The organism is Paenibacillus tuaregi (assembly GCF_900086655.1).
GTDB classification, from domain to species: Bacteria; Bacillota; Bacilli; order Paenibacillales; family Paenibacillaceae; genus Fontibacillus; species Fontibacillus tuaregi.
Genome location: NZ_LT575476.1, coordinates 271,578 through 297,645 on the forward strand (window position 1 = coordinate 271,578; position 26,068 = coordinate 297,645).

At 51.1% G+C, this 26,068-nt stretch carries 22 protein-coding genes and 1 pseudogene; 20 read left to right on the plus strand and 3 right to left on the minus strand.

Going from position 1 to position 26,068, the window contains the following annotated elements:
- Positions 1–38 precede the first annotated feature (38 nt).
- From BN6628_RS01610 to BN6628_RS01635, 6 genes are all read left to right on the plus strand, one after another.
- Positions 39–1,631 carry an ABC transporter substrate-binding protein gene (locus tag BN6628_RS01610; protein ID WP_068613318.1) on the plus strand — a complete coding sequence of 531 codons (1,593 nt, stop codon included), beginning with the start codon at positions 39–41 and terminating at the stop codon, positions 1,629–1,631.
- A 27-nt stretch (positions 1,632–1,658) separates the two neighbouring features.
- Positions 1,659–3,125 (plus strand): glycoside hydrolase family 32 protein, encoded by a 1,467-nt coding sequence (locus BN6628_RS01615; RefSeq protein WP_068613321.1) that lies wholly within the window; start codon positions 1,659–1,661, stop codon positions 3,123–3,125.
- Positions 3,126–3,247: 122 nt separating this feature from the next.
- Positions 3,248–4,126 (plus strand): ROK family protein, encoded by an 879-nt coding sequence (locus tag BN6628_RS01620; RefSeq protein ID WP_068613325.1) that lies wholly within the window; start codon positions 3,248–3,250, stop codon positions 4,124–4,126.
- Positions 4,127–4,322: 196 nt separating this feature from the next.
- A complete protein-coding gene (locus tag BN6628_RS01625) occupies positions 4,323–5,258 on the plus strand; it encodes a hypothetical protein (protein ID WP_235847550.1) in 936 nt (311 codons plus the stop codon).
- Between the two features lie 360 nt (positions 5,259–5,618).
- Positions 5,619–6,146, plus strand: coding sequence for a TetR/AcrR family transcriptional regulator (locus BN6628_RS01630; protein WP_068613330.1), 528 nt, complete (start codon positions 5,619–5,621; stop codon positions 6,144–6,146).
- Between the two features lie 340 nt (positions 6,147–6,486).
- Complete coding sequence (locus tag BN6628_RS01635; RefSeq protein WP_068613333.1) at positions 6,487–7,458, plus strand: NAD-dependent epimerase/dehydratase family protein; 972 nt, start codon at positions 6,487–6,489, stop codon at positions 7,456–7,458.
- A 146-nt stretch (positions 7,459–7,604) separates the two neighbouring features.
- On the opposite strand, the gene BN6628_RS01640 is transcribed toward BN6628_RS01635, so the two are convergent.
- Both BN6628_RS01640 and BN6628_RS01645 read right to left on the minus strand, forming a co-directional pair.
- Complete coding sequence (locus BN6628_RS01640; protein ID WP_068613336.1) at positions 7,605–8,630, minus strand: Gfo/Idh/MocA family protein; 1,026 nt, start codon at positions 8,628–8,630, stop codon at positions 7,605–7,607.
- Positions 8,631–8,680: 50 nt separating this feature from the next.
- The gene (locus BN6628_RS01645; protein WP_068613339.1) at positions 8,681–9,451 is read right to left on the minus strand and encodes a sugar phosphate isomerase/epimerase family protein; all 771 of its coding nucleotides are present in this window, start codon (positions 9,449–9,451) and stop codon (positions 8,681–8,683) included.
- Positions 9,452–9,593: 142 nt separating this feature from the next.
- Between BN6628_RS01645 and BN6628_RS01650 the strand changes: the two genes are divergently transcribed.
- The 8 genes from BN6628_RS01650 (at position 9,594) to BN6628_RS01685 (ending at position 16,902) form a co-directional block, all read left to right on the plus strand.
- A complete protein-coding gene (locus tag BN6628_RS01650) occupies positions 9,594–10,391 on the plus strand; it encodes a helix-turn-helix transcriptional regulator (RefSeq protein WP_068613342.1) in 798 nt (265 codons plus the stop codon).
- 170 nt (positions 10,392–10,561) lie between these two features.
- Positions 10,562–11,146, plus strand: coding sequence for a helix-turn-helix domain-containing protein (locus BN6628_RS01655; RefSeq protein ID WP_089153521.1), 585 nt, complete (start codon positions 10,562–10,564; stop codon positions 11,144–11,146).
- A complete protein-coding gene (locus BN6628_RS01660; protein WP_068613350.1) occupies positions 11,127–11,825 on the plus strand; it encodes a hypothetical protein in 699 nt (232 codons plus the stop codon). Before BN6628_RS01655 ends, BN6628_RS01660 begins: the two co-directional genes overlap by 20 nt.
- A gap of 558 nt (positions 11,826–12,383) precedes the next feature.
- Positions 12,384–12,761 carry a MerR family transcriptional regulator gene (locus BN6628_RS01665; RefSeq protein ID WP_262363161.1) on the plus strand — a complete coding sequence of 126 codons (378 nt, stop codon included), beginning with the start codon at positions 12,384–12,386 and terminating at the stop codon, positions 12,759–12,761.
- Between the two features lie 61 nt (positions 12,762–12,822).
- Entirely contained in the window at positions 12,823–13,647 is an 825-nt protein-coding gene (locus BN6628_RS01670; RefSeq protein ID WP_082926745.1) for an NAD(P)-dependent oxidoreductase, read from the plus strand.
- A 363-nt stretch (positions 13,648–14,010) separates the two neighbouring features.
- Positions 14,011–15,747, plus strand: a complete 1,737-nt coding sequence (locus BN6628_RS01675; protein ID WP_068613354.1) for a fibronectin type III domain-containing protein — start codon at positions 14,011–14,013, stop codon at positions 15,745–15,747.
- A gap of 173 nt (positions 15,748–15,920) precedes the next feature.
- Complete coding sequence (locus BN6628_RS01680; protein ID WP_235847552.1) at positions 15,921–16,613, plus strand: peptide-methionine (S)-S-oxide reductase MsrA; 693 nt, start codon at positions 15,921–15,923, stop codon at positions 16,611–16,613.
- A gap of 103 nt (positions 16,614–16,716) precedes the next feature.
- Positions 16,717–16,902 (plus strand): hypothetical protein, encoded by a 186-nt coding sequence (locus BN6628_RS01685; protein ID WP_068613357.1) that lies wholly within the window; start codon positions 16,717–16,719, stop codon positions 16,900–16,902.
- Positions 16,903–17,035: 133 nt separating this feature from the next.
- Here BN6628_RS01685 and BN6628_RS26500 read toward each other — a convergent pair.
- Positions 17,036–17,194 (minus strand): annotated as a pseudogene (locus BN6628_RS26500) (flavin reductase family protein); the annotation flags it as partial.
- A gap of 89 nt (positions 17,195–17,283) precedes the next feature.
- Between BN6628_RS26500 and BN6628_RS01690 the strand changes: the two are divergent.
- From BN6628_RS01690 to BN6628_RS01720, 6 genes are all read left to right on the plus strand, one after another.
- Positions 17,284–18,735, plus strand: coding sequence for an HD-GYP domain-containing protein (locus BN6628_RS01690; protein WP_068613360.1), 1,452 nt, complete (start codon positions 17,284–17,286; stop codon positions 18,733–18,735).
- Between the two features lie 322 nt (positions 18,736–19,057).
- Positions 19,058–20,830 (plus strand): cache domain-containing sensor histidine kinase, encoded by a 1,773-nt coding sequence (locus BN6628_RS01700; protein ID WP_068613367.1) that lies wholly within the window; start codon positions 19,058–19,060, stop codon positions 20,828–20,830.
- Between the two features lie 98 nt (positions 20,831–20,928).
- Positions 20,929–22,479 carry a response regulator transcription factor gene (locus BN6628_RS01705; RefSeq protein WP_068613370.1) on the plus strand — a complete coding sequence of 517 codons (1,551 nt, stop codon included), beginning with the start codon at positions 20,929–20,931 and terminating at the stop codon, positions 22,477–22,479.
- A gap of 143 nt (positions 22,480–22,622) precedes the next feature.
- Positions 22,623–23,948 carry an extracellular solute-binding protein gene (locus BN6628_RS01710; RefSeq protein ID WP_068613372.1) on the plus strand — a complete coding sequence of 442 codons (1,326 nt, stop codon included), beginning with the start codon at positions 22,623–22,625 and terminating at the stop codon, positions 23,946–23,948.
- Positions 23,949–23,994: 46 nt separating this feature from the next.
- Positions 23,995–24,870, plus strand: a complete 876-nt coding sequence (locus tag BN6628_RS01715) for a carbohydrate ABC transporter permease (RefSeq protein ID WP_068613374.1) — start codon at positions 23,995–23,997, stop codon at positions 24,868–24,870.
- Positions 24,871–24,887: 17 nt separating this feature from the next.
- Positions 24,888–25,790, plus strand: coding sequence for a carbohydrate ABC transporter permease (locus tag BN6628_RS01720; RefSeq protein WP_068613376.1), 903 nt, complete (start codon positions 24,888–24,890; stop codon positions 25,788–25,790).
- Positions 25,791–26,068 lie beyond the last annotated feature (278 nt).

The following is a 26,068-nucleotide window of genomic DNA, read 5'->3' on the forward strand; positions in this document are numbered from 1 at the left end:
AAGAGTCTTTTACCTTATATATACATGGAGGTCATAGTATGAAAAATGTAAAAACCGTATCCGTATCCGTTCTTGCATCTCTGCTGCTCTTGTCCGGCTGCAGCGGCAGCGGTACTTCGACAGGGGAAGGAGGGGCATCTGGTGCGAATAATGGCAAGGTCACGCTGAATTTCCTGACGCAGAGCTCGGCGCTCGCTCCGGCAGACCCGAATGAGAAGCTGATTAACAAGCGTCTGGAAGAGAAGACCGGTGTCCATATTAACTGGAAGAACTATACGAATGATGTATTTATAGAGAAAAGAAATTTGGCGATCGCCAGCGGTGATCTGCCGGATGCGGTGTTTGATGCCGGATATACGGATTATGACCTTCTCAAGCTGGGCAAGGACGGCGTGATTATCCCGCTTGAAGATTTGATTGAGAAATATATGCCGAATCTGAAGAAGGTGCTTCAGGAGGCGCCCGAATATAAATCGCTGATTACAGCTCCAGACGGACATATTTATTCCTTCCCGTGGATTGAGGAGCTTGGAACAGGGAAGGAAGCGATCCAGGCGGTGGACGATCTTCCATGGATTAATGTGGAGTGGCTGAAGAAGCTGGGGCTGAAAATGCCAACCACCACAGAGGAGCTGAAGCAGGTCCTGATTGCCTTCAAGACGAAGGACCCGAATGGGAACGGGAAGGCGGATGAGATCCCGCTGTCGTTCATCGACAAGCCGGGCGGAGAAGACTTGGCTTTCTTGTACGGCTCCTTCGGACTCGGCGAGAATGGCGACCATGCGGTTGTGACGAATGAAGGCAAGGTCGTATTTACCCCGGCGGAGAATGGTTACAAAGAAGCGGTGAAATACATCCATGACCTCTATCAGAATGGCCTGATTGATATTGAATCGTCCCAGCAGGACTGGAATACTTATTTGGCTAAAGGCAAGGACAACCGTTATGGTCTTTATTTCACATGGGATAAGTCCAACATTACGGGCATGAATGACAAGTATGATGTGATGCCACCTCTTGCAGGGCCAGATGGGCATGTGAATGTGGCCAGAACGAATGGAATGGGCTTTGACCGGGGCAAAATGGTGATCACGAGCGCTAACAAGCAGCTTGAAGCTACGGCCAAATGGGTGGATCAGCTCTATGATCCGCTGCAATCGGTCCAGGATAACTGGGGAACTTATGGCGATACCAAACAGCAGAACATTTTTGAATTTGATAAATCCAAGAACATGCTGAAGCATCTTCCGCTGAAAGGCTCGGCTCCTGTGGAAGTCCGGCAGAAGACCAGTATTGGCGGACCGCTGGCCATCCTGGATGAGTATTATGGCAAGGTCACTACGAAGCCGGATGACGCCGCATGGAGACTTGATATTCTTAAGAAGGTTATGGTTCCCCACATGCAGGCCGAGAACAACATGCCTAAAGTGTTCCACTCCCTTGATGAGCTTGACCGTCTGACGACAATTGAGACCGACATGTTTGCTTATGTGCTGAGAAAGCGGACGGAATGGTACCAGAACGGCAAGGTGGAAGAGGAGTGGCCGGAATACCTGAAGGAGCTGGATCGTCTAGGCCTCAAGGAATGGCTGCAAATCAAGCAATCCGGGTATGACAGAAGCAAGAAATAAACTAAACTTCCCAAGAGGTGCAATTAAATGAACATAAGTACGACAGAAAATTACCGGCCGGCCTATCACTTCTCTCCGCAGAAGGGCTGGATGAATGACCCGAATGGCATGGTCTATTTCGAAGGAGAATACCATTTGTTCTACCAGCATTACCCCCAGGGAACGACCTGGGGCCCGATGCACTGGGGACATGCGATCAGCCGGGATTTGGTCACCTGGGAAGAGCAGCCTGTCGCACTTGCGCCGGATGAACACGGGATGATCTTCTCCGGTAGCGCGGTCGTGGACTGGAAGGATACCTCCGGCCTGTTCGGTGGCAAGCCTGGACTTGTGGCTATCTTCACCCATCATGATGTGATACCGGGTACGGATCAGGCTCGGCAGCGCCAGAGTCTGGCCTACAGCACGGATTCGGGAAGAACGTGGACCAAGTATGCCGGGAATCCGGTTCTGGCCGATGAGAAATACCCGGATTTCCGAGACCCTAAAGTGTTCTGGCATGAGCCATCTGAGCAATGGGTGATGATCCTGGCCTGCGGACAGACGGTATGCCTGTACAACTCTCCGAACTTGAAGGACTGGACCTTTGTGAGTGAATTCGGTCAAGGCATCGGTTATCACGATGGGGTCTGGGAATGTCCGGACTTGTTCCCTCTGGCTGTGGATGGTGAACCATCCCGGACGAAGTGGGTTATGCTCGTGAGCATCGGCAATGAGGATGGAATCCGCGAAGGCTCCCGCACCCAGTACTTTACGGGGGAATTCGATGGCAGAACATTCACTGCGGACGAGGACTCTGCTGAAATCCGGTGGCTGGATCAAGGCAGGGATAATTATGCGGGAGTCTGCTGGTCCGATATTCCGCATGAGGATGGCCGTCGTCTCTTCATCGGCTGGATGAGCAACTGGAGATATGCGAACATTACACCGCTGGAGAACTGGAGAGGTGCGATGACGCTGGTCAGGGAACTTGCACTGGAGACAAGAGTGGGGAAGGTTACCCTTGTTCAGCGGCCAATCCGTGAACTGAAGCAGTTCCTGAGCCCGGTCGTTTCTCTTCATCAGGCTTCGGTCCGCGAGGCGCAGGCTGCATTGTCCGGGCTTCAACTGGAAAGCTATGTGATCTCAGCGGAGATTGAAGCCAAGGAAGAGTGGGGTTTCAAAGTGCGTTCTTCAGCTGAACAGATGACCCTCGTCGGGTATGACCCCGAGCTGGGTGGATTGTATGTGGATCGGACCCGGTCAGGCCAGTCCAAATTTCATGAGGACTTCGCAGGCCGCCATATCGCTAAGGTTGATCCCGTGAATGGCCGGCTGGACATCTTGATTTATGTGGACCGTTCCTCTGTTGAGGTATTCGCCGGTGGTGGTCAGGCCGTGATCACGGATCTGGTCTTCCCGGACGCGGAGGCGCAGGGACTCGGATTGTTTGCCGCAGATGACAGCCTAAAGCTTCACACACTTGAGGTCAGCACGCTGTCTTTCCGGAGCTAATAGCAGCAGAGTAAGGAAGGGGATAGACTGCCTGATAGGGCAGTCTGTTTCTATTCGTTCTTTGTACAGAAGGAGCGGGAGCTAGTACAATAGGGGAAGAGTTCAAAGAGGAGGCAGATAGGATGCGTATAGGAGCAATTGAAGCCGGCGGCACGAAATTTGTATGCGGAGTTGGCAGTGAAGAAGGCATTATTGAAGATAGCGTAAGTTTCCCGACCAGGCACCCGGAGGAGACTCTGGAGCAGGCGATCTCTTATTTTCAAGACAAGCAGGTGAAGGCGATAGGGGTCGGTTCCTTCGGGCCGATTGATATTGATCCGGCCAGCTCAACTTATGGATATGTTACAACAACCCCGAAGCCGGGCTGGGCAAATTATGATTTTATCGGGAGACTCAAGCGGGAGTTTGCTGTTCCCTATGGCTGGGACACGGATGTGAATGCGGCAGCTTTAGCTGAGGCGAAGTGGGGGGCCGCCAAGGGCCTTGACAGCTGCGTCTACTATACGATCGGCACCGGCGTAGGGGTTGGCGTATATGCTGAAGGCAGGCTGGTGCATGGACTGGTCCATCCGGAAGGAGGACATGTCCTGGTAAGACGGCACCCTAAGGATACTTTTGCGGGACATTGCCCATTTCATGGAGATTGCTTAGAGGGAATGGCGGCTGGACCGGCACTGGAAGCGCGCTGGAAGGTCAAAGGCCATGAGCTGGCAGAAGGCCATCCTGCCTGGGAGATGGAGGCCTACTATATCGCACAAGCGGTGACAAGCACCATTCTGATGCTCTCACCGAAGAAGGTCATTCTGGGCGGGGGCGTTATGCAGCAGGCACATCTGTTCAAGATGATCCGAAGCGAAGTCCAGCGTAATCTGAACGGTTATGTAAGCTCAGACACAATCCTCAAGCAGATCGATACTTATATTGTGCCGCCTGGATTGGGCAGTAAGGCAGGTCTGGCTGGGGCGCTGGCCCTCGGATTGGAAGCTGTTCAAGCGAAATGATACAGCTTTAAGCCATGTAGTTTAGTTGGATTAAACTAAGGGCTTCTTGCATGATAAGGGTACCGTTACATGAGTCTGTCCCAAGCCATTTGTTTCTATAGTTCCTTACACACAGCTCCTTGCACATAGTTCCTTATGTGCTGTTTAAATGGCGCCTCTTCCGCTTAAATATAGTAATGAAAGGGGAGAGGACTTGTTGACAACTAAGAAATGGATAAGACAAAGTGTGGCCAGCTTGTTAGGTGTGGTCCTGATGTTGGGGGTGCTTGGAGGCTGGAAGCCTGGTGCCGTGGACGCCGCTGACAAATACAGTTCCTTCAAGAAGGTATCTGTGCAGGGGCCAGTTATCCCGGGATTGTCCGGGAATAAGGAGTGGGTGCCCCAAGGGCTTGCGGTTGTACCCGGCAAGAATTGGGTTATTACGTCACATTACTGGGGTGGAAGTGGAGGCACGGCCACATCTATCGCCATTACAAGCACAACAACCAAGAAGCGGATTAAAACCCTGTATCTCTATGAATCGAGCACGAAGAAGCATACGGGGCACGCCGGGGGACTTGCCGTGAGTAAGAGCAATCTGTGGATCGCTTCGGGGAAAAGTGTCTACAAGATTCCGCTAAGCACATTGTCCAGCAAGAAGGATTACAGCAATGTGGTTATGAAACGTTATGCCTTAAGCCACAAGGCCTCCTATGCGACCTATGCCGAAGGATTTTTGTGGGTAGGGGAATACATGGACGGTGAAGATATTGGCAAAAAAATGTGTGATGCCGGCCCTAAGGGACGGGTGTACGCTTACAGACTGAACAGCAAGGATGAACTGGATGCGAAGCCGAAGGCTTCCTTCTCATGGGTGACTCCTGATCGCATCCAGGGCATGGCTATCACGAAGGACCGGGCGATCTACAGCCAATCCTGTGGACGCAACAATTCCAGCCAGCTGCTGATCTATACCCGGGGAGCCTGGGGCAAGAAGACCAGCTCCCTGACGATGCCGCCGATGTCTGAAGGAATTGCCCTCTTCGGCAGCCAGCTGTATACGAACTTCGAATCCGGCGCGCGGAAATATTCCGGGGGAAGCTACCCACTGAAAAATATGTATATCATTAACATCAAGAAATTGAAGATGTGACAATGGTAGGCCGCGAGAAGCCCGGTATAATCCGGGCTTTTGTGGTTTTAAATCAGTTGAACACATGATTGTATAGATGAAGGCATCCTCGTGAAATGGCTCGTCCGATTACTGTTGTGCACGGATTTTTTGATTTAACAAGTTCAATACAGGTGAGATCTGTTCACAAAGGTGAACGCTGCACTTCTCTAGAATCATTTCACCTTTTTGCCTAGGCTCTGACTTTTCTTTAATTCAACTTCTATAAGCGTATTAATTTCAAATAAGGGGTTGAAATAAAAGTGGAAGTGATGTAAATTATGATTAGTGATTGATCAATTACAGAATAAATTCTGTACAATGAAGCAAAGGAGAGGGATTATGCCCAGAAATTCAGCCGCCTCAGCCAACCGTAAGAACGATATCGTTTCAGCAGCCATTGAAGTATTTGCCGAGGTGGGATATTATCGGGCAACGACAGCCCAGGTGGCTCAGCGCGCCCAAATATCGCAGCCTTATGTGTTTCGATTCTTCGCGACCAAGGAGGCTCTTCTGGTCGAAGCGCTTGAGGTCTCATGGACCCGCGTCCTTGATGCCTTCCGTAGTGTGATTGGCAGAGCAAGCCGGGAGCAGCTGGAGAAGGAGCTGATTGAGGCATACGCGCAGATCATGGAATCGAACAAGAGTGAAATATTGCTGCAAATGCAGGCACAGACCATTCAAGAAGAGGTCGTGGTGCAGGTTATGCGAAAAGGATTTTCAGATGTGCGGGAGATGGTTCTTAGCGCTTTTAAGCAGGCCGATCTGGATCGCCCTGAGGAGCGGACCCTGTTATTCCTGGCGAGGGGAATGCTGTGTAATATCTCCATGTCCTTATCCTTACCGGAGCTTATGGCTATGGATAAGTAAGCCTGTATGGCTTATTTCAAATTGTGATTGATCAATCAATAATAAATCTCTTTCTAGCAACAAGCAACCAATCAAGCGATCAACAAAGCAGCCAACAAAGCAACGAACAAACCAATCAATCAAGCAGTCAACAAAGCAACTACAAGGCAACCATCTACCTATCTATCTGGTCTGTCAGTCTATCTAGTTCACTCATGTTTAAAGTATCATGTGCTTTTCATTACGCTTTAGAAGGAGCAGCGATGACTGTGCGGTTGAACGTGTTTGCTGAACATATTATTGATCAATCAATAATAAACCAATTAATAAATACAAACTAATGATAAAGGAGAGGTTTTTTATGTTAAAGAAGGCGGTTGTTCTAGGAGCTACTGGAGGAACAGGAAAAGTGATTACAGCGGAACTAATTAAGCGGGGGGTCGAGACAGTGATCTTCGGAAGGTCACTCCCTAAGCTTCGGGCCATGGCGGAGGAATTGGGAAACCCGGCGCTTCTCTCTATGGCTGAGGGAAATGTGTTTGATTCCGCAAGCATCATTCGTGCAGCCAAGGGGGCTGATGTGATCTTTCATGCGGCATCCATTCCGTATAACCAAATGACGACACAGCTTCTCCCTCTGGGGGAGGCAGTTATGGGGGCAGCTAACCAGCTCAAGATTAAAGTGGTTGCGGTGGACGGAATATATCCCTATGGAAGAAGGACGACGGATCACCCTATTGATGAGAATCATCCCAAGCGTCCCCACACCCGGAAAGGAAAAACCAAGCTTGCATTCGAGAAGATGTTCTTTGATCCGCGTTGGAACCAGGTAAAAGGGATGATCGTCAGGCTGCCGGACTATTATGGGCCGACCGCGAACGAGGCTTCTTATTTAGGCAGCACCCTGGAGGCGATTGCTGCCGGGAAGCCTGCGGCATTCATCGGAAATATGCGTATTCCAAGGGAGTATGTCTATCTGCCTGACGCGGCAAAAATGATAGTAGAGCTCGCTGAACGGGAGGAAGCCTACGGCCAGAACTGGCACATTCCGGGGGGTGGAGTGATTTCAGGACGTAAAATTGTGGAGATTGCCCAGCGGGCCAGCGGACAGAAGAAGCCTGTCATTGCTCTGGGCAGAGTCTCACTGTCCATCCTCGGATTGTTCATACCCGTGTTCAAAGAAATTGTAGAAATGCTCTATCTGACCGAGAAGCCGCTTGTTCTTAGCGGTAAGAAGTATGAGAGTCTGGTAGGGCCGATTCCGGCAACCCCCTTTGAGCAGGGAATCACGGACACAGTTAAGGATATTATGAATCGCAAATACCGCGTGTAAATTAGTATTTTTACAGATGAGATAACAAAAATACCGGAGCTTTCCAACATAAACCCAACTCCTAAACAAAATCAGGGGCCGTCCCTATAAGACGGCCCCTCTATGCTTGGTTTGTGTTTGCTTAATCAGATTACCCTATTAAGTTATTAAGGCTGCAGCTTTACAATCTGCCCGGTAGCTTGGGATTCGAACGCTGCCAGAATGACCTGCAGCGAACGAAGGCCTTCTTCCCCGGAGATGCTCGGCGGAGTCTGATTGAGGATAGACTCCACAAAAGCATCGATCACACCACTCGGCACCTGTTTCTCATTGGTTGCCATCGCCCCGACCTTGTAGGTCTCTACCGTGCCGTTAGTCAACTCCACAATGACCTCGTCTCCACTCACTGTGCCGATCTTAACCACACCGTTCTCACACCAGAGAACCGTGCTGTTGTCTCCACCCTGGTACTGGGTCCAGCTGGCCACTAACGTCCCAATGGCACCGCTCTTCATACGCAGCAAGCAGGTGGCATTGTCGTCCACAGCCGTGTCTTCCTTGTGCAGTGTGCCGATGAAGGCGGCAACCTCAGCTACCTCGTCATTCAGCAAATAACGGATGAAATCGGACTTGTGCACCCCGAGATCTCCCATCGCTCCAAGAATAGCCTGATCTTTCTCGAAGAACCAGCTGTCGCGGCCGTCCACACTCCAGGCCTCCGGCCCGGGATGACCGAAGGAAGTGCGGAAGGTCAATACCTTCCCAAGTCTGCCGGAATCGAGAATTTCCTTCGCTTTCACATGCGGAGGCATAAGGCGCTGGTTGTGGCCGACCATTAGATACACCCCGTTCTTGCGGGCAGCCTCGATCATCTGTTTGCCTTCCTCTTCAGTCGTAGCCATAGGCTTCTCAACCAATACGTGCACTCCAGCCTCCGCAAAAGCCACCGCCATTGGCGCATGCAAGTAGTTCGGCGTACAAATGCTTACCGCGTCGATCTTCTCATTGGCAAGAAGCTCCTCGTAGCTGGCATAAGCCTTGCCGCCGTAAATCTCCGCCATTTCCCGGGCCCGCTCGATCCGGGGATCGGCATAAGCCACCAGCTCCGCCTGCGCATTTGCAGCGTACTCAGGAATATGCCGGCGCTGGGCGATTGCGCCGCAGCCAATGACAGCCACTCTAATTTTACTCATTGGACAGAAGTCTCCTTTTTCATTCAGATGATAAATTAATGTCTCTATATCTATACCTTCAAATGATGATCTTTAAGCCAGTTCAGGCTGTTCTCAACACTGGTGAGGGGCGGATTCTGGCAGAAGTCCTGCTCAACGATTAACCACTCTACCCCGGCCTCTATGGCAGCTTCAGTCACAGCGGGAAGATCCACCGAGCCTTTTCCAAGCTCCAGAGTGACCATGTGGCCCTGCTCATCCTTGCTGAAATCCTTCAGATGGAGCAGCGGCAGCCGTCCGGCGTATTTCTTGATATAGGCAAGCGGGTCCTGGCCTGCGAATTGCACCCAGCATACGTCAAGCTCTACTTGAACCGCCTCCGGTGTTGTGTCCGAGAACAGCGCATCGAATGCCGTTAGCTCGCCGACATGGTCCTGGAATTCGAAATCATGGTTGTGATAACCGAAGACCAGCCCTTGCTTGCGGACCTCCGTACCGGCTTCCTGGAGAAAAGAGAACAGTTCCCGCCAGCCTTCACCCTTTGGCCGGTCTTCCGGGGCAAGATAAGGACAGATCATGTATTTGGCTCCAATGGTCTTCAGGTAGTCAATTTCCTGCTGGAGATTGTCCTTCATCGCCTGCAGCGGCACATGGCTGCTGATGGCCTTGAGTCCAAGCTCATCTAAGAGCGCTTTCATTTCTTCTGCGGACAGATCCCCATAACCTGCAAATTCAACACCTTCATAACCAAGCTCCGCTACCTTGCGAAGTGTGCCGCGAAAGTCCTTGGCTGTCTCTTCACGAAGCGTATACAACTGCAGTCCAATACCTGGTTTACTCAATTTCAACACCTCATCCTTATGGAATATAATAAGTGCCTTATCTGATACCAGAATACATGAATATAAGCTAAAATGAACATACACAATCTACTCAGAACCTGAACTATTTGATTATATTTTCGTGAAGTGGGGTAGGGATCTTATGGAAACCAGCTTGCTGATATGTGATTATTCCTATCATTCGAGGCCATTTACCCAGAACAGCCGCAGCGGGCTCACCAACTATTTGTTCCGCCTTCAGACGGAGGGCTCTTGTAGAGTGATCTGCCGGGGACAGGAGTACCACGTTCAGGCAGGCGATTTAATCCTGCTGAAGCCGGGGGATGAATATGATCTGGAAGTGAAGGAATCCGAGATAGATGGGAGGGTGTCCAGCGGGGATTATTATGTTTTTTGTGAAGGGGATTGGATTGACAGCTGGTGGGGGCGTAAGGAAAGACCTGTGGTGAGCGCGGTTGGGGTGGATGAGAAGCTGCTTCGGCTGTGGCAGAATCTGATTATCGAGAAGCGGCGGGGTCCGCTCGAGGAGAATGTGGAGATTATGGATTATCTCCTGCGGGGGTTGTGTTTGTATTTTGACCGCGCCATCGCCGAGAACACACACTCCAGCCGGACGGTATTTGCCGCACTCCGGTTGAAGAGGTTCATCGAGGAGCATGCCACGGTGACCTTCAAGCTGGAGGAAGCGGCCCGGTACGCGGGGTTAAGTCTCTCCCGGTCAGTCCGGCTGTTCAAGGATTATTACGGAATGACCATGATCGGTTATGCGACGCAGATCCGGCTTAACGCGGCCGCAGAACGCATGAAATACAGCGATATGACGCTGGAGCATATTGCGGAGACCTGCGGCTTCTCCAGCTATTCTTATTTTCACCGTGTATTCCGTGCTCATTTAGGCATATCCCCGAAGGAATACCGGCTGAAGGAGAGAGGTTTCTAAACGTACCAGTAACCCCGGGCAAAGATGAGGGTGAAGCGGGTTAGCGCGCTGTCCTGGGATAAGAATTTTAAACAATGTAAGAGATGTATTCTTGTAAGAAACGGCATTGACAATGCCGTGGTTTATTATTATCATTATTGATAATGATAATAATAAAGGAGCAGTTTAGCGTGGGAAATTCCAAAATGGATCTTATCATGCATCCTATCCGGATGCGGATTATCCAGACATTGATTACAGGGAAACAGATGACAACGCAGCAGCTCACCGAGATGCTGTCCGATGTGCCGCAGGCTACGATGTACCGCCATTTGAACAAGCTTCGGGAAGCCAAGCTGATTGAAGTGGTGGAGCAGAATCAGATCAGGGGTACGGTCGAGAAGGTATATTCGCTTGCTAAGGGTGGGGCCGACAGCACGCCCGAGGATGTGACCCAGGCAGCGTCTGAAGAGCATATGCAGATGTTCATGAAGTTCACGGCAAGCTTGATCGCCGACTTCGGTGACTATCTGCAGCAGCCGGAATACAACTTGATTCAGGACGGGGTATCCTTCCGGCAGACGCAGTTCTACCTTACTGATGAGGAGTATGTGCAGATGCTTCAGGATATCCGGGCGCAGATGGCACGGTATTCGGGCAGGGTGCCGGGCCGTGGCCGGCGCAGAAGAATGATGTCCACCATTATTATTCCGGGGCGAGCTGAAAATCAGCAACAGAAGACGGGGGAAGATACTAATGACGACAACCAACCTTAATACGCAGAACGATACTTTGGAATTGCAGGTGAAAAAAACCCTTCCGCTGCTTCCGGTATATGTGCTTGTACCGGTTCTGTTCTGGGTGGTGTTCCATTATTCAGGAACCCCGTTGGTCTGGGCAGCCTTCGGTTTGGGCGCCCTAGGATGGATTATCGCTTTAATGCTGCGCGGTCCGGTAAGTGCGGTCGCAATGAGGCTGCCGAAGGAGAAGGCGCAGCAGATCGTTGTAGGTTCCTCCGGCCCGCTGGAGGAAGGTGTCCGTCTAGGCCTGCTTCTTCTTACAGGATCAGGATTCTCATGGGCGCTATCGATAGGTCAGGGTTGGGCCGCCGTTGAGGTTCTGTATACGATGGTTCAAGTTGTGGCGATCGCCTCGCTTGCGAAACGGACGGATGAGAAGGCGCTGCAGGCCAAGGCTATGCTTGAAGCCCAGGGAACCGTTAATGCCAGTCCGGTGTGGGGGATCGTGGAGAGGATCTCCGCAAGCGCCTTCCATATTGGTTGTACGCTGCTTGCAGCCGCTAATCCTTGGCTTGTGTTCGTACTCATCCCGCTGCATAGCGCTGTAAATTTGACTGCGGTCCGTCTAGCCAAAAAATCGCTTGCCATGATGGAACTGGTGATCGCTATAGTTGGGCTGGCTGCACTGGTGATTGGGCTTCTAGCTCACAGCTGAGCCAATGGGCGGTTGGGCTAAACCTCGCCTATTGATGGACGGACGGTGCCAGGTACTCGAGTTTCACTCCGTGTAGTCTGTTCAAGAGCTCATGATGATGGCAAAATCCGTACATTCAAGTCATAGAAGCTTAAAAGAACACAACAAGATCAGACCTTCTTGGCCTGATCTTGTTTGCTATTATAGAGCATCTGAATTTTGCCTTAACGGGTTAGGACTGCATTTGCTCATAAGTATAGGTGTTAGAAGAAAATAAAGTAATAGGCCGAGAAAATTAAGTTGTAGACTGAGAAAATAAAGTGTTAGATCTAAATGAAAAATTACGCCATTAGGCTAACTGAGCAGAATAGTTCAAGATCATTCGCGGTGAACCTTACCATATGTAACGGCAAGTTTTTTGGTGGGGGTCGGGCGAGTTTGCTTGGGAGGCATAGACTGGCTGATTTACAAGTAGAGCGAAATTCAGGTGTCTTTACATCGCTCAATCAAAGTGATATCATGAAAACGTGACGTTAACGTTATGTTTTATCTTGGAAGGAATGATTGATCATGGACCGCATGCGCATCGGCGAGTTGACAGAGCGGGCAAGGGTTACCCAGCGCACGGTGCGCTACTACGAGAGCATCGGACTGCTTCCTTCAGGCGAGCGTGAGGGCAACGGTCATCACTACTATACGGAAGAAACGGTCGCCCGTCTGCGGAAGATCGATCAGTTGAAAAAACTGGGTTTAAGCCTCGAAGAGATTCGGGACGTTATCGAGCTCTACTTCACGGACCCAAGCGGAGTACAGCCGAAGCGGAAGGTGCTCGGACTGCTGCGCCGGCATATGGCTGACACAGACGAGAAGCTCGAAGCGCTTGGGCAGTTCCGCGCTGAACTACAGTCTCATATCGAACGCTTCGAGCAGTGGCTCGAGGCCAATGATCGTGACTAATTTTTTTTGCTTAAAACATGACGTAAACGTCATGTTTTAAAACCAGAAGGAGGTTATATTCATGAGAGGAAAAATTGGTTTTATCGGACTCGGCCAGCTGGGGTTACCCATCGCAGCCAATCTGCTCCAAGCCGGTTATGCGCTGACCGTATACAATCGCACCGCAGGCAAAGCGGAGCCGGTCGTTGCCCAGGGGGCGTTGCAGGCGGATAGTCCGGCTGACACCGTGACGGCCGGAGGCATCGTCGTCACCTTGGTATGGGACGATGAAGCATTGGAAGACGTCGTCAGGAGCGAGGGTTTCCTGGAGAGATTGGGGCCGGGCGGCATTCATGTGTCGATGAGTACAGTGTCGCCGGATATGGGCAGGAAGCTAGCGGATTTGCACGCGCGGCACGGCTCTATATATGTTGAGGCGCCCATCTTTGGGCGGCCTGAGGCGGCCATTGCCAAGCAGTTGTGGATTCCCGTAGCGGGACCGCAGGAAGCGAAGGAGCGAGTACGGCCAGTGCTGGAGGCGATGGGAGCCAGAGGGATCTTTGACTTCGGCGAAGAAGCCGGTACGGCCGTGCTCGTCAAGTTGATCGGTAACTTCCTGATCGTCTCCGCCGCACGCTCGCTGGAGGAAGCACTAGGAATGGCCGAGCGCGGTGGGGTCGATCCCAAAGCGGCGGTCAACATGCTTACGAGCACTCTGTTTACCGCTCCAATCTATCAAAGCTATGGCAAAATGATCGCCGAGAAGTCAGCAACCGTTTCCCAAAGCAAAATTCCGCAGAAGGATGTCGGCCTCTTCCTGACGGCGGCGCAAAACGCGCAGTTCCCTGCTCCGCTCGCCGGTCTGCTGCTCGATATGCTGGAGGACGGGGACCGGAGCAGACAATAAACAAAGCTGATTAGCAAAATTAGAATGGGCTGTCCCAAGGTCACGAAAGTGATCTGAGGGACAACCCGTTTTTTTCTTTAATCTTTCTACGTATGGGAGCGTATCACTGTAAGGGATAGAATAATAGAATTTTAGCCCTTATTATAAGAATTTAGCCCTACAGATCTGCTAGATTCGATGCTATATTGTAAAAAACCGACAGATTTGTAAGCGCTGCCAACGGCAGCTATAGGGTATGCTTGCATTTCTTCGGTTTTTTTTACACTTTATCTGGCTTGCTTGAAGAGCCGTTAATCCTTGAGGGAGGTGATCCACTTACCGGAATCGTGGCAGGACCCATCACACAAATCTAGGAGGGATTTTATGAAGAAAAGATTGCTGGGACGAACGCGTAAGTCGATGTCGCTTATGGTCGTTGCAACCATGTTCCTTGGGCTGATTCCGTCAATGGCTTCGGCTGCTGACCGGGGAGCCTGGGCGCCTAATGTGTCGTATGCCTTGAATGATACCGTCACCTACGGCGGAAGCACCTACAAGGATATTCAGCCGCACACATCCTTGATCGGATGGGAGCCGCCGAATGTCCCTGCCCTGTGGCAGCTTGTTCCTGGCGGTAACCAGGACACTCAGGCGCCAACGGCGCCATCCAATCTGCAGGCAACAGGAGCAACGACCTCGAGCATTACATTGTCGTGGTCAGCTTCCTCGGACAATGTAGGTGTGACCGGATACAATGTATATCAGGGAAGCACGCTCGTCGGCAGTGTGAACGGAACTACTTTAACTTATACCAATACAGGACTTAGTGCGAACACTACGTATACGTACACGGTGAAGGCAAAGGATGCCGCAGGCAATCTGTCTGCCGCAAGCAATCAAATTACGGCTAAGACCGCTTCCACAGGTACCGGGGATACCCAGGCGCCAACGGCTCCAACCAATCTGGCGGTTAGCGGATCAACCTCTTCCAGCGTATCCTTGACCTGGACAGCTTCAACCGACAACGTGGGAGTTACAGGTTACGATGTATACCAAGGTTCCTCCGTTGCTTTGACGGTAACAGGAACTTCCGCAACCATCAGCGGTCTTGCGGCAAGCACAGCTTATACCTTTAAGGTTGTGGCCAAGGATGCCGCAGGTAACGCCTCTGCGCCAAGCTCCTCGGTATCGGTAACAACCCCGGGCACCGGTGGTAACAGCTCGCTGCCGAAGCATGTCGTGACCGGCTACTGGCAGAACTTTATAAACGGGGCAGCAAACGTGAAGGTGGCTAATGTGCCGGATGAGTACGATATTATTGTGCTGTCTTTTGCGGAAATGGACCTGACCAAACCGGGCGGCGTTACATTTAACGTGGATTCCTCCCTGTCTAACGCACTTGGCGGTTACACAGACCAGGATCTGATTAATGATATCAAAGCCAAGAAGGCCAAAGGCAAGAAAGTAATCATTTCGGTAGGTGGCGAGAAGGGGAACATCAATCTGAACAGTGCCTCCCCGAACGTAGCCAACTTTGTGGACAGCATGTACGGCCTTATTACAAAATATAATCTGGACGGCATTGATATCGATCTGGAGAACGGGATGAACGTGGCGAATCTGACCACGGCGGTTCGTCAGCTTCAGCAGAAGGTCGGTTCCAGCTTTATTTTGACTATGGCTCCACAAACGATTGACATGCAGAGCGAGAACACCTCGTATATGCAGCTGTATAAAAACCTGAAGGATATTACAACTGTTATTAACGTGCAGTACTATAACTCCGGCTGTATGCTTGGACGTGACGGCAAGTGTTACTCCCAAGGCACGATTGACTTCCTGACAGCTCTGTCTGACCTGACCCTGCAGTGGGTTGCACCTTCCCAATTGGGTATTGGCGTACCGGCAACCTCCTCTGCGGCAGGCGGCGGTTATGTGTCCGCCTCTGTTGTGAACAATGCGCTTGGATGCCTGGCAACAGGCAGCGGCTGCGGAAGCTACAAGCCTGTAGCCAAATATCCGGATATCCGCGGAGCCATGACATGGTCCATCAACTGGGATGGATCGAATAGTTACACATTCGCGAAGACCGTGAAGCCTTTCTTAGTCACGCTTCCTTAGTATTTTGAACTCAATACCAACCCCCTCCATCAGCATACCCCTCTATGCGGGACAAAGGCGCCTTGATTAAGGTGCCTTTGTTTTGTGGTAAAATTGGGTAGAATAGCTGTAGTGACGGACGGTCCAGTGAAGCGGAATACGCAATAGGAGCTCTACATAGGAGGTTGTTAGGCGTGAATAAGCGGGAATGGAAGATCAAAGATGAGGACGTCAAAGTCCATGCCACGATTAATCCGCCGCAGATTGAGACAGCGACTCTCGGTATGGGCTGCTTTTGGAGCCCGGAGGCTTTGTTCGGCCATCTTCCGGGAGTCATCCGGACTCGTGTGGGATATGCGGGAGGAACCACGCCTGATCCCACCTATCGTAACATGGGAGACCATTCTGAGACGGTGCAGTTCGATTATGATCCGGCCCGGATCACTTTTGAGGAAATATTGCGTGTATTCTGGCAGCATCATAATCCCGTGAATATTAATGATTATAAGGGACGGCAGTACATGTCCCTGGTGCTCTGCATGAATGAATCCCAGAAGACGGCAGCAGACCGGGTAGCTAAAGAGATCGTGGAGTCTGGCAGGGCCAGGCCGGAGACGGAGGTTGCATCCTGCATAAGCTGGCACCTGGCTGAAGACCGGCATCAGAAGTACTATCTTCACCGCTATCCGAGCGCGGTAGCGAAGCTGGGGATGCTGTATCCGGATCGGCATGAGCTGTTGAACTCCACACTTGCGGCCCGGCTTAACGGATTAGCCAAGGGCTATACGAATATGGAACGGATTAGGCAGGAGATCACCTCGGAGTGGCCGCTTAGCCAGGCGGAGAAGGGCGAGCTGCTGGGTCTTCTCTCTGAGATTCGCTGGTGAGTAAAAAATAATTGTGATTTACCTCATATTGTGAAATAAATCACAATGTTGTTCGGTGGCCTGTGATATATTTAACTCGTAAAGAAGATAAGGAGTGATTCAGATGAGAACAGTCAACCCCGAAGTTATGACAAGAAACTTGCTTCAGTTCTGCTACACCTGCGAAGACGCCCATATGTGTGATTGTGAAGAAAAATGCATAGAATGTTGGGCCGAGAAGGGTATGTTAACAGCTGAAGACAACGGCGTCGAAGAGACACGGGCCCTGCTTCAAGAATACTATGCTTAGTAAGGCTCGATCACAATTCGCAGGTTCCAGACAAACCTGATCTTACCCGGGAAGGGGAGGAGATCAGGTTTGTTTGTTTTTGTCTGGCCCTTAGGATCAGGCGGCAGCCGAAGAGATAGAGGGCTGGATGTAGTTATTTTCCTGCCCGGAAGGACTTACCCAAGGACGGGCCAAGACCAAAGTAATGTCTGAAGTTGTAAATAAGCGGACTCCATTTGTCGGGATTGATATGTTTCTCACCTGTGATGATATTCTCATGAGCGTGGACATGAATAATGCGTGTCTCCACAACTATTTCTTTGTTCATTTCACATAGATTTGTGATACACTGGGAGAACATGAGACTAATTACCTACCTACGGAATCAAAGGGGACTTTTGGATGAGAAAGCGTGATATTCTCGGTCCGGCGCTGTCTGTATTTGTGCCTTTTGTGCTCTTTGAGTATTTAAAGGCGCACGCTCTCTGGGACATGGAATTGATAGCACCGGAGGGGCATTTCTATATTGTTACCTCGGTAGCCCTGCTGGCCACTCTAGTTGCCATCGCAGTCGGGATCGCCGGTCATCGTGTAAGAAATATTAAAGTGAGCTTTCTGGCCCTTGCGTTCATCTCTTTGGCGGAAATGTTCACCGTACATGGGTTGGCCACGCCTAATCTGATGATTCATGCGGCACATTTATCCGGGGTAGCGGCCCAGGCCAGCACGCTGCTGGCAACTTTCTGGCTGTGGCTGTCATCGATGTCTTCAGACTCTGCTGTGATCACCAAGCTGTCTGGTCTTCGGGGAAGATTGATTCCCATCTGGCTGATTTTGATCATATCACTCGGTGTGGTGTGTTTGATGAACCCGCATTGGCTGGACTTCATCCCCCTGGATCAGAAGTCGGTCAAATGGTCGGTTACTGTTCTGGTTGGGCTGCTCAATCTGATTACCATATACCGTTACTTTCAATCCTACCGGTATTCCCGGTTCCCTCTTCAGATGGCCATTATATACAGCTGCTGCTGGCTGATTCTCGCCCAGTATATTATGGTGTCCGGTGAGACCTGGAGAATGAGCTGGTGGCTGTACCATTTCCTGCTGCTGGCTTCCATGATCGTCATGATGATCGGGCTGATCCGGCAGTATGCGGCCAACGGTTCCTGGAGCATGGCGTTTAAGGGATTGTTCACAACGGATCCGTTGGAACGGATCACAAGCTGCCTGTCCCCGAGTGTACGGGCTCTCATTCATGCTACGGAAGAGAAGGACACCTATACAGCTGGGCATAACTTCCGGGTTACGATGTATGCAATGAAGCTTGCCGAGGAGATGAAGCTGTCTCCCGAACAGCTCCGTGTGGTGTCACAGGGGTCAATCATTCACGATGTCGGCAAAATCCATATTCCCGATGAGATCCTTAACAAGCCCGGCCGGCTGACCCCGGAGGAACGGGAGATTATTGAGCTTCACCCAGTTAAAGGTTATGACATGTGCCGGATGCTCGGCTTCATGAAGGAAGAGCTGGATATTATTCGTTCGCATCACGAGAAGTGGGACGGAACCGGATATCCAGACCAGCTGAAGGGACATGAGATTCCGCTGCTGGCCCGGATCGTTGCCGTGGCAGATGTGTATGATGCGCTGACCTCGACGCGGGCTTACCGGAAGGCTTGGACCCATGAAGAGGCGATGAGAATGATTGTGGAGAACCGGGGCACCCATTTTGACGAGGAATGCGTGGATGCGTGGATTCGGGTCTGTGAGCAGGACCCGCAGGTGTATGAATATCCCGCGAAAGTCATTAAAGAGCAGGGCCAGAGTTTGGCGCTGGGTCTGAACATGGAATGAATGGCAAGCGAATAAGGATTATAGGTTTAGTGAAGAAGGGGCTTCGTCTAGAAGTCTCTTTTATTTTTGCCTAGATCAAGAGGGGATCATTGATTGTATGGTAATTATCACCTGACTTGCGGCCCGGAGAAGGCTGTACCGGATTTTCAAAAGTATGATACGATAGCCTATAAGTTGGGCCAGACGAAGCTGTTATGTTTTCATAGAATTTTGTGCAAGCGCTTACTAGTCGGGCCTTTTGTTCAACTGGTTATAGAGGGCATGACTTGGCTGGACGCACGGAGTTTTCTTTGAATAAAGGCAACTGATCAGAGGTGGGAGAATGGAGAATTGGCTCGGGAGATCGTTGAAGAGGAAGCTGTCTCTGCTTATTATTATCGCAACACTCGTACCTTTGATGTCCCTTGGCTTTTTCTCGTACAAAATGGCTGAGGGACTGACTGAAGAGAAGGCGATCATCACGGGGATGAACACGCTCCGCCAGCTTGAGGCATACCTGGATACTATGGTTAAGGATGCGGAGAATATGTCGCTCTTTCTGATTGGACACAGCGGAGTTCAAGATTACCTAAAGTCCCAGGTCTATGATCTGCGGCAGCAGACCACGATAATCAGCTTTTTGACCAATCTGGCATTTTCTAAGCCCTATGTGGCGAACATTATCATTGATTCAATGGGGGAGAAAAGGTCAATCTCACAGAAATCCCTGATCCGGTCTGAATTCAAGGATATTACCGAGACAGTCCCGGATTATTATAAAGACCATCCCAAGTGGTGGTCGGATGTTCACCGGCAGTGGACTTCTGACGGCGTAAGTCAGGTGATTACTCTGGCGAGACCGATCCGGAGCCTGGATAAGTACAAACAAATCGGCAAGGTTCAGATTAACCTGAACCAGGCGGTGATCGCCAGACAGATCCAGCAGGCCGTGCTGGAGAAGAACGGGTTTGTGCTTCTTCTTGACGAGAAGGACCGGATTATCGCAGGCCCATCAGATATGGGGATTAATCACCCTATAACCGGGTATTACCCTGACTTGAAACCTCTAGGAGGTGCAAGCGGGTATCTGGATTACGGAACAGGCTCAGACAAGAAGACTATTCTATATAAAAAGATGTCCGGTGTGAACTGGAAGCTCGTAGGGATCATTCCTTCCCAAGAATACCGGTCACAGAATCATTATTTTCTTACCCTGACGGCTATCGCGGTTACCGTTGCGATTCTGTTTGTCATCGCGCTTGTACTCTTCCTGATCCAGAGAATTACGAATCCACTGTCCACACTCACGAAATTTCTCAAGAAGGCAAGCCCGGACGAGCCGCTGCCAGCTATCCCGGTTAAATCCATTGACGAGGTAGGCCAGCTCATCATCAGTTATAACCGGCTGAGCTCCCGGATTGTCAAGCTGACCGATGAGGTCAAGCTGAATGAGTCACTCAAGAAGGAAGCCGACATGCAGGCGCTTCAGATTCAGATTAACCCTCACTTTTTATATAATACGCTGTCTTCTATCCACTGGCTGGCGCTGATGAACCAGGATCACAAGATTGCTGACATGGTTGGCTCTTTAAGTAATTTTCTCCGGTTCAGCTTGAACAGCGGGCAGGAATATTGTCCGGTGCAACAGGAGATTCTGCATGTGCAGAACTATGTGAACATTCAGTCCATCCGCTATCCGGACAAAATAAGATTCGAGGTGCTGTCCGACCCCGGGATTCAGGACCGGTATATGCTGAAGCTGCTGCTCCAGCCACTGGTTGAGAACGCGATGCTTCACGGCATATTGAAGAGAGATGGAATTGGGACAATCAAAATTGAAATCAGGCAGACAGATGAGGATTCCCTTCATTTCACGGTTGCGGACGATGGAGTTGGCATGCCAGACGAGCGGCTGCAGTCGCTGCGGAGCCAACTGACCGGTTCTCCGGTTCAGGACCGGGAGAAGCCGTCATCAGGAGGTTATGGGGCGCGTAATGTGCATAATCGGCTTGTCCTCCACTACGGCAAAGAAGCCGGCCTTCATATGGAGAGTACGGAGGGGGAAGGGACCCGGATTTCTTTCACGATTCCTTCCCAGGACGTTACACCGAGCTGAGCAGCCGAACTAAGAGCTTTGAGCCCGGATCAGATAGAGAGAGCAGATCAGGTGATTTTATTTACAACCAGGCAGCATACATGGAAGGGGAGAATCGGATGAAGGTATTGATTGTTGATGATGAGGTGATTATCCGCACTGGACTAAGTACGGTCATCCGCTGGGAAGATCACGGATACACCATACTTGCACCTGCGGCTTCAGCTGAGGAGGCACTGGCGCGCATTCCTGAGGAGCGGCCTGAGATTATATTTACCGATATCCGGATGACCGGAAAGAGCGGACTTGATATGGCCTCGGAAGTGAAGAAGGAATTCCCTGAGACCGAGGTCATCGTGATTTCGGGCTTTGATGATTTCGTCTATGCCCAGCAGGCCCTGCGGGAAGGAGTGACCGATTACCTGCTGAAGACCAGCCCGCCTGACGAGATTCTGCGGGCTGCTGCACATGCCAAGAACCGCATTGAACAGCGGCGGCTGAAGGACAGGATGGGCAAGGAGCAGATGAAGGTGCTGAACCGCAGCTTCCTGCGGCGGCTGCTGGCCTCTGCCGCATCCCCAGATGAGGCCGCAGCCCTGGAGCTGTGGAGCAGATACCCGCAGCTCCGGCTGACCGCAGGCCAGGATGTGCTCCGGATCTGGATGATATCTGTGGCCGAGGTCGGAGACCAGATGAGTACAGTCGTGGAGGATAAGCTCTACAGTGCAATCGGAGAGAACCTGGCCGAGCAGCTCCCCGGCGAATGGCTGCACTGGGCCGGCTCTCTGCTCTTCCTGGTTCGGGAAGAAGCCGGGCATACAGGATGGCACCGGGTACAGTCTGCGCTGCGTCGGGCGGAGGACATGCTTGGCTGCCGGATCTTTGCAGCCTGCGGAAGTCCAGCGAAGGATACGGATGAGCTGAAGGGGGCACTAGAGACGGCTGTTCAAGCCTCATCTTATGTATGGCTCCTAAGTGAGGAGCCTATCGTACGTTATGAAGACATTAAAGACCGCAAGGGTCTGCGCATCGTATGTACGATGGAGGAAGAAGCAGCGCTTGCCTCCCTGCTTAAATCCGGGGACCGGGATGGCCTTCGGCGCGGAATCACAGATATTTTGACCCGGGTGAAGGGGGATAGCGAGGCGACGCCAAGCTCGGTCCAGGCCTATCTTCAGTCGTTGCTAGTGGCGGGCTACCGCTGGCTGGAGCGGGCAGCACAGTCGATCGGCTATCCGAACCCTCTTCCCTATCGCGAGGAGTCGGACCGGGGAAAGTTAGCGAGCCATCCCGAGCAGGTACTGTTACGTCACTGCGAGGTGATCATGGAGCAGTACAGCCGGATGTTCTCGGGAACAAGCAGCGTCCAGCGGGCGATCTCCTATATTCATGAGCATTTGGATCAGAGCTTGTCCTTGGCTCAGGTAGCCAAGCATGTGCACATGAATCCGAATTACTTCAGTGAAATGTTCAAGCGTGAGACTGGCCAGAATTATATTGAGTTTGTAACGCAAGCCAAAATGCGCCGCGCCATGACCATGCTTAGTGAGACACCGGCTAAAATCAGTGAAGTGGCCAATCAGATCGGATATGAGGACATTAAATATTTTAACCGGCTCTTCAAGAAGTTTACGGGCCAGACTCCTTCGGAATTTAGGGGCAAAAGCTGAATTTTGTCCCTCTATAGTCTGAATTATCTCCCCTATGGACGAAATTCCTCCTCTCTTATACTTGTATTAATCCATTTAACCGCTTACAACACAAATGGAAGCGCATTCCTAACTAGCCCTAGATATATTGAGGAGGATGACGAATGAAGAAAATTCGTACATTGGGTCTTGCCCTGCTAATGATGGCCATGTTCCTGACTGCTTGCGGGGAGAGCAGCAGCACCAAGAATGCTGAGGGCGAAGCGTCCAAGGATGGAAAGGTGAAGCTGACCATCTGGCACAACTTCGCTGGCGATGACCTCAGAGCCAAAACCGTAAGAAGTCTGATTGACCAATTCGCCAAGGACAACCCGAATGTTGAGCTTGATGCTCAAGCCATTCCAGTGGACGGCTACCGTCAGCGCCTAAGTACTGTGGCGGCTGCCAACGAACTGCCGGATGTATTCTTCGTCTATGCGGGCAGCCAATCGTCCGAGCTGCACAAGGCGGGCTTGCTGCAGCCGATTACAGAGCTGGTAAACAAGAACGCGGATTGGAAGAACCAGTTCCTTCCGGGCGCTTTTGAACCGTACTCTTTTGAGCCAAACCAGATTTATTCTGCCCCTATCTCGATGTCCGCAACTTCAATCCTCTATTACAATAAGTCGCTCTTTGACAAGCATAAAGTGAAAGTCCCTATAACCTGGGATGAAATGATGACCGCCATTAAGGTGTTTAATGAGAACAAAGTAACTCCGATCGCGCTCGGTAACAAAGCGACATGGGTTGCACAGTCCACGATTCTGGGCTCTCTGGCTGACCGCGTCACGGGTACAGAGTGGTTCAAGAATGCGGTTGCCCAGAAGGGAGCCAAATTCACGGACCCTGAGTTCATTAAAGCACTTGGATACTTCAAGCAATTGGTGGACAACAAGGCCTTCCAAGAAGGCGCCAACAGTATTGATAATACCCAAGCCGAGCAGTACTTCATTCAAGGCAATGCGGCTATGATGATCAGCGGAGCATGGACTCTGACGAACCTTGCGGCATCTTCCAGTGAAGAGCAGATGAAGAACATTGAGGTAACTACACTTCCATCGATCCCAGATGGCAAGGGTGAAGCAGGCACGATTTCCGGCGGCGCAGGCGGTGGTCTTGCCCTAAGCAAACGTACGACTGGCGCAACGAAGGAAGCCGCACTAAAGCTGATCTATGCAATATGCGGACCCGATGCACAGAAGGCAATTGCTGAAAGCAACTCCATGGTTATGTTTGATACCCAAGTGGATAAATCCAAAGTTAGCTCCCTGTATTACAAAGCGTTTGAGCTTGTGAAGAAATCCAAAATCACACCAGTCTACGATGCCTACCTGTCTGCAGATGCTGGGGAGGCTATCAATAACGGTCTTCAGGAAATTATGATGGGCGGCTCGGTCGATGCAGTTGCCCAGAAGCTTCAGGATGCGCAAGCGAGATCTGCCACACCATAGAAGGGCGTAAAAGCCGCTGCATTAAGGAAGGAGGCTGAGGCTGGCCATGCCAACGGCTATACGAAGTAAAGGTTTTATAGCAATTGCCCTGCTCCCGGCGCTGCTGCTGTTTCTGGTCTTTGTAATCGTGCCAATCTTCTGGTCCGCATATTATGGCCTGTATGATTGGAAAGGACTCGGTGCAGCCAAATTTATAGGGATAAACAACTATAAGGTGATTTTAGAGGACCCAATTTTTTGGAGAGCGCTTAAGAACAACCTGATCCTGGTTGTCTCTTCGATCCTAGGACAGATTCCCATCGCACTTCTGCTGGCGCTCGTGCTGCTTAAGAATACGTTCTTCACCCGGCTTGTACGCTCGGCTGTCTTCATGCCGATGGTTCTCTCGACTGTAGTTGTCGGACTGATCTGGGGATATATCTATAATCCCCAGTTCGGTATCCTTAATTACATCCTGGAGCACATCGGACTTGGCTCCTGGGCCCGCCCCTGGCTCTCCGATCCGAAGGTGAATATGTATGCGATCTCGATTCCGATCAACTGGGCCAACATTGGTCCATATCTGGTGATCTTCATCGCGGCTCTTCAGAATATTTCACCAGAAATTGACGATGCGGCCAAGATTGACGGAGCTGTGCGCTGGAAGAAGCTGCTTCATGTAACCCTGCCAATGGTATGGGGGACGGTTGTGGTTACCATGGTACTTTGTATTTCGGGGAGCCTTAAGGCCTTCGATCACGTTATCGTGATGACCGGGGGAGGCCCGGCCCAATCGACAGAACTGCTTGCGACATACATGTACAACAACACATTTAAGGTTTACCGCTACGGTTACGGTTCCGCGGTATCCACGATGATTATGATTATTAGTGCCCTATTGATCGGAATTAACTACATCGTTACCCGAAGAAAAGCAAGCTAACAGAAGGAGGGAGGGACGTGAAACTAGAGACAACCGGAAATTCCGCGGCTGCCGGAAACACGGGAACCGCCCTGAAGACCCCGATTACCCAAAATTTTTGGCGCAGAGCGCTTGCCGGACTTGTCAGGCTTCCCCTGCTGATCTATGCCATACTGACGCTGTACCCGCTGTACTGGCTGTTTATCAGTGCCTTTAAAACGAACGAGGACTTCTTCAAGCGTCCTTATGGCCTTCCGCTTGTATGGATGAAGGAGAACATCACCCGCGCCTGGGATCTCGGACATATGGGTAGAGCGATGATGAACTCTGCGATTGTCACCATATTGGCTGTGGCCCTGACCATTATTCTTGGGCTACTGGCTGCTTATGCGCTGGCCCGATTCAATTTCAGATTCAAAAAGGTAGTTGTCGCACTGTTTCTGGCCGGCCTGCTGATCCCGATTCACAGCACATTGGTGCCGCTGTTCCTGATGATGAAGAAGATCGGATTGCTGGATACGTATGGTGCGCTGATTCTGCCGTATACAGCCTTTGAGCTTCCGATTGCGATATTCCTGGCGATGGCGTACATGGCTTCCATTCCGCGTGAAATTGAAGAAGCTGCCATGATTGACGGCACAGGATGGTGGGGAATCTTCGGAAGAATGATTCTTCCGCTCAGTACTCCAATTATTGCAACGATCTCGATCTTGGCTTTCTTAAGATTCTGGAACGACTTCTCGTTCGCCCTGGTATTTATCAATTCCCAAAGCCTGAAGACGCTGCCGCTGAGTCTGTCTCTATTCTCGGATGGCTTCGGTACAGATTATGCCCTTACCATGGGGGCGATGGCGATCGCTGTAATCCCGACCATTGTTATCTATCTGATTCTTCAGGAGCAGATTATGAAAGGTATGGTAGCCGGCTCAATCAAGGGCTAGGAACAACAGGTTAGACCCATAAGAAGAGCTTCCAATCAGATTCCCCAACATAGATCCCCCATGCTTCATACCAAAAAGACACCCTTTACTCAGGGTGCCTTTTTGGTGTTCCCGGGAAAGCTGCACACGTCACCTTAGTGCGCGGTGTGTGGCCCGGCGATCTTTATGCTTGGATGCCTTAAACATGCATGAGGATTGGGCAAAGCCCTTTTCCTAGGTGCGTAAATCACCGTTACGAAGCCCAGGAAGAGGGCCTTCACTTCTATCCAACTCCCTAA

Bases quoted from the DNA above. Each gene is read 5' to 3' on its own strand.
- BN6628_RS01610 (WP_068613318.1), top strand. From the start codon at position 39: ATGAAAAATGTAAAAACCGTATCCGTATCCGTTCTTGCATCTCTGCTG.
- BN6628_RS01615 (WP_068613321.1), top strand. From the start codon at position 1,659: ATGAACATAAGTACGACAGAAAATTACCGGCCGGCCTATCACTTCTCT.
- BN6628_RS01620 (WP_068613325.1), top strand. From the start codon at position 3,248: ATGCGTATAGGAGCAATTGAAGCCGGCGGCACGAAATTTGTATGCGGA.
- BN6628_RS01630 (WP_068613330.1), top strand. From the start codon at position 5,619: ATGCCCAGAAATTCAGCCGCCTCAGCCAACCGTAAGAACGATATCGTT.
- BN6628_RS01635 (WP_068613333.1), top strand. From the start codon at position 6,487: ATGTTAAAGAAGGCGGTTGTTCTAGGAGCTACTGGAGGAACAGGAAAA.
- BN6628_RS01640 (WP_068613336.1), bottom strand. From the start codon at position 8,630: ATGAGTAAAATTAGAGTGGCTGTCATTGGCTGCGGCGCAATCGCCCAG.
- BN6628_RS01650 (WP_068613342.1), top strand. From the start codon at position 9,594: ATGGAAACCAGCTTGCTGATATGTGATTATTCCTATCATTCGAGGCCA.
- BN6628_RS01660 (WP_068613350.1), top strand. From the start codon at position 11,127: ATGACGACAACCAACCTTAATACGCAGAACGATACTTTGGAATTGCAG.
- BN6628_RS01665 (WP_262363161.1), top strand. From the start codon at position 12,384: ATGCGCATCGGCGAGTTGACAGAGCGGGCAAGGGTTACCCAGCGCACG.
- BN6628_RS01670 (WP_082926745.1), top strand. From the start codon at position 12,823: ATGAGAGGAAAAATTGGTTTTATCGGACTCGGCCAGCTGGGGTTACCC.
- BN6628_RS01675 (WP_068613354.1), top strand. From the start codon at position 14,011: ATGAAGAAAAGATTGCTGGGACGAACGCGTAAGTCGATGTCGCTTATG.
- BN6628_RS01685 (WP_068613357.1), top strand. From the start codon at position 16,717: ATGAGAACAGTCAACCCCGAAGTTATGACAAGAAACTTGCTTCAGTTC.
- BN6628_RS01690 (WP_068613360.1), top strand. From the start codon at position 17,284: ATGAGAAAGCGTGATATTCTCGGTCCGGCGCTGTCTGTATTTGTGCCT.
- BN6628_RS01700 (WP_068613367.1), top strand. From the start codon at position 19,058: ATGGAGAATTGGCTCGGGAGATCGTTGAAGAGGAAGCTGTCTCTGCTT.
- BN6628_RS01705 (WP_068613370.1), top strand. From the start codon at position 20,929: ATGAAGGTATTGATTGTTGATGATGAGGTGATTATCCGCACTGGACTA.
- BN6628_RS01710 (WP_068613372.1), top strand. From the start codon at position 22,623: ATGAAGAAAATTCGTACATTGGGTCTTGCCCTGCTAATGATGGCCATG.
- BN6628_RS01715 (WP_068613374.1), top strand. From the start codon at position 23,995: ATGCCAACGGCTATACGAAGTAAAGGTTTTATAGCAATTGCCCTGCTC.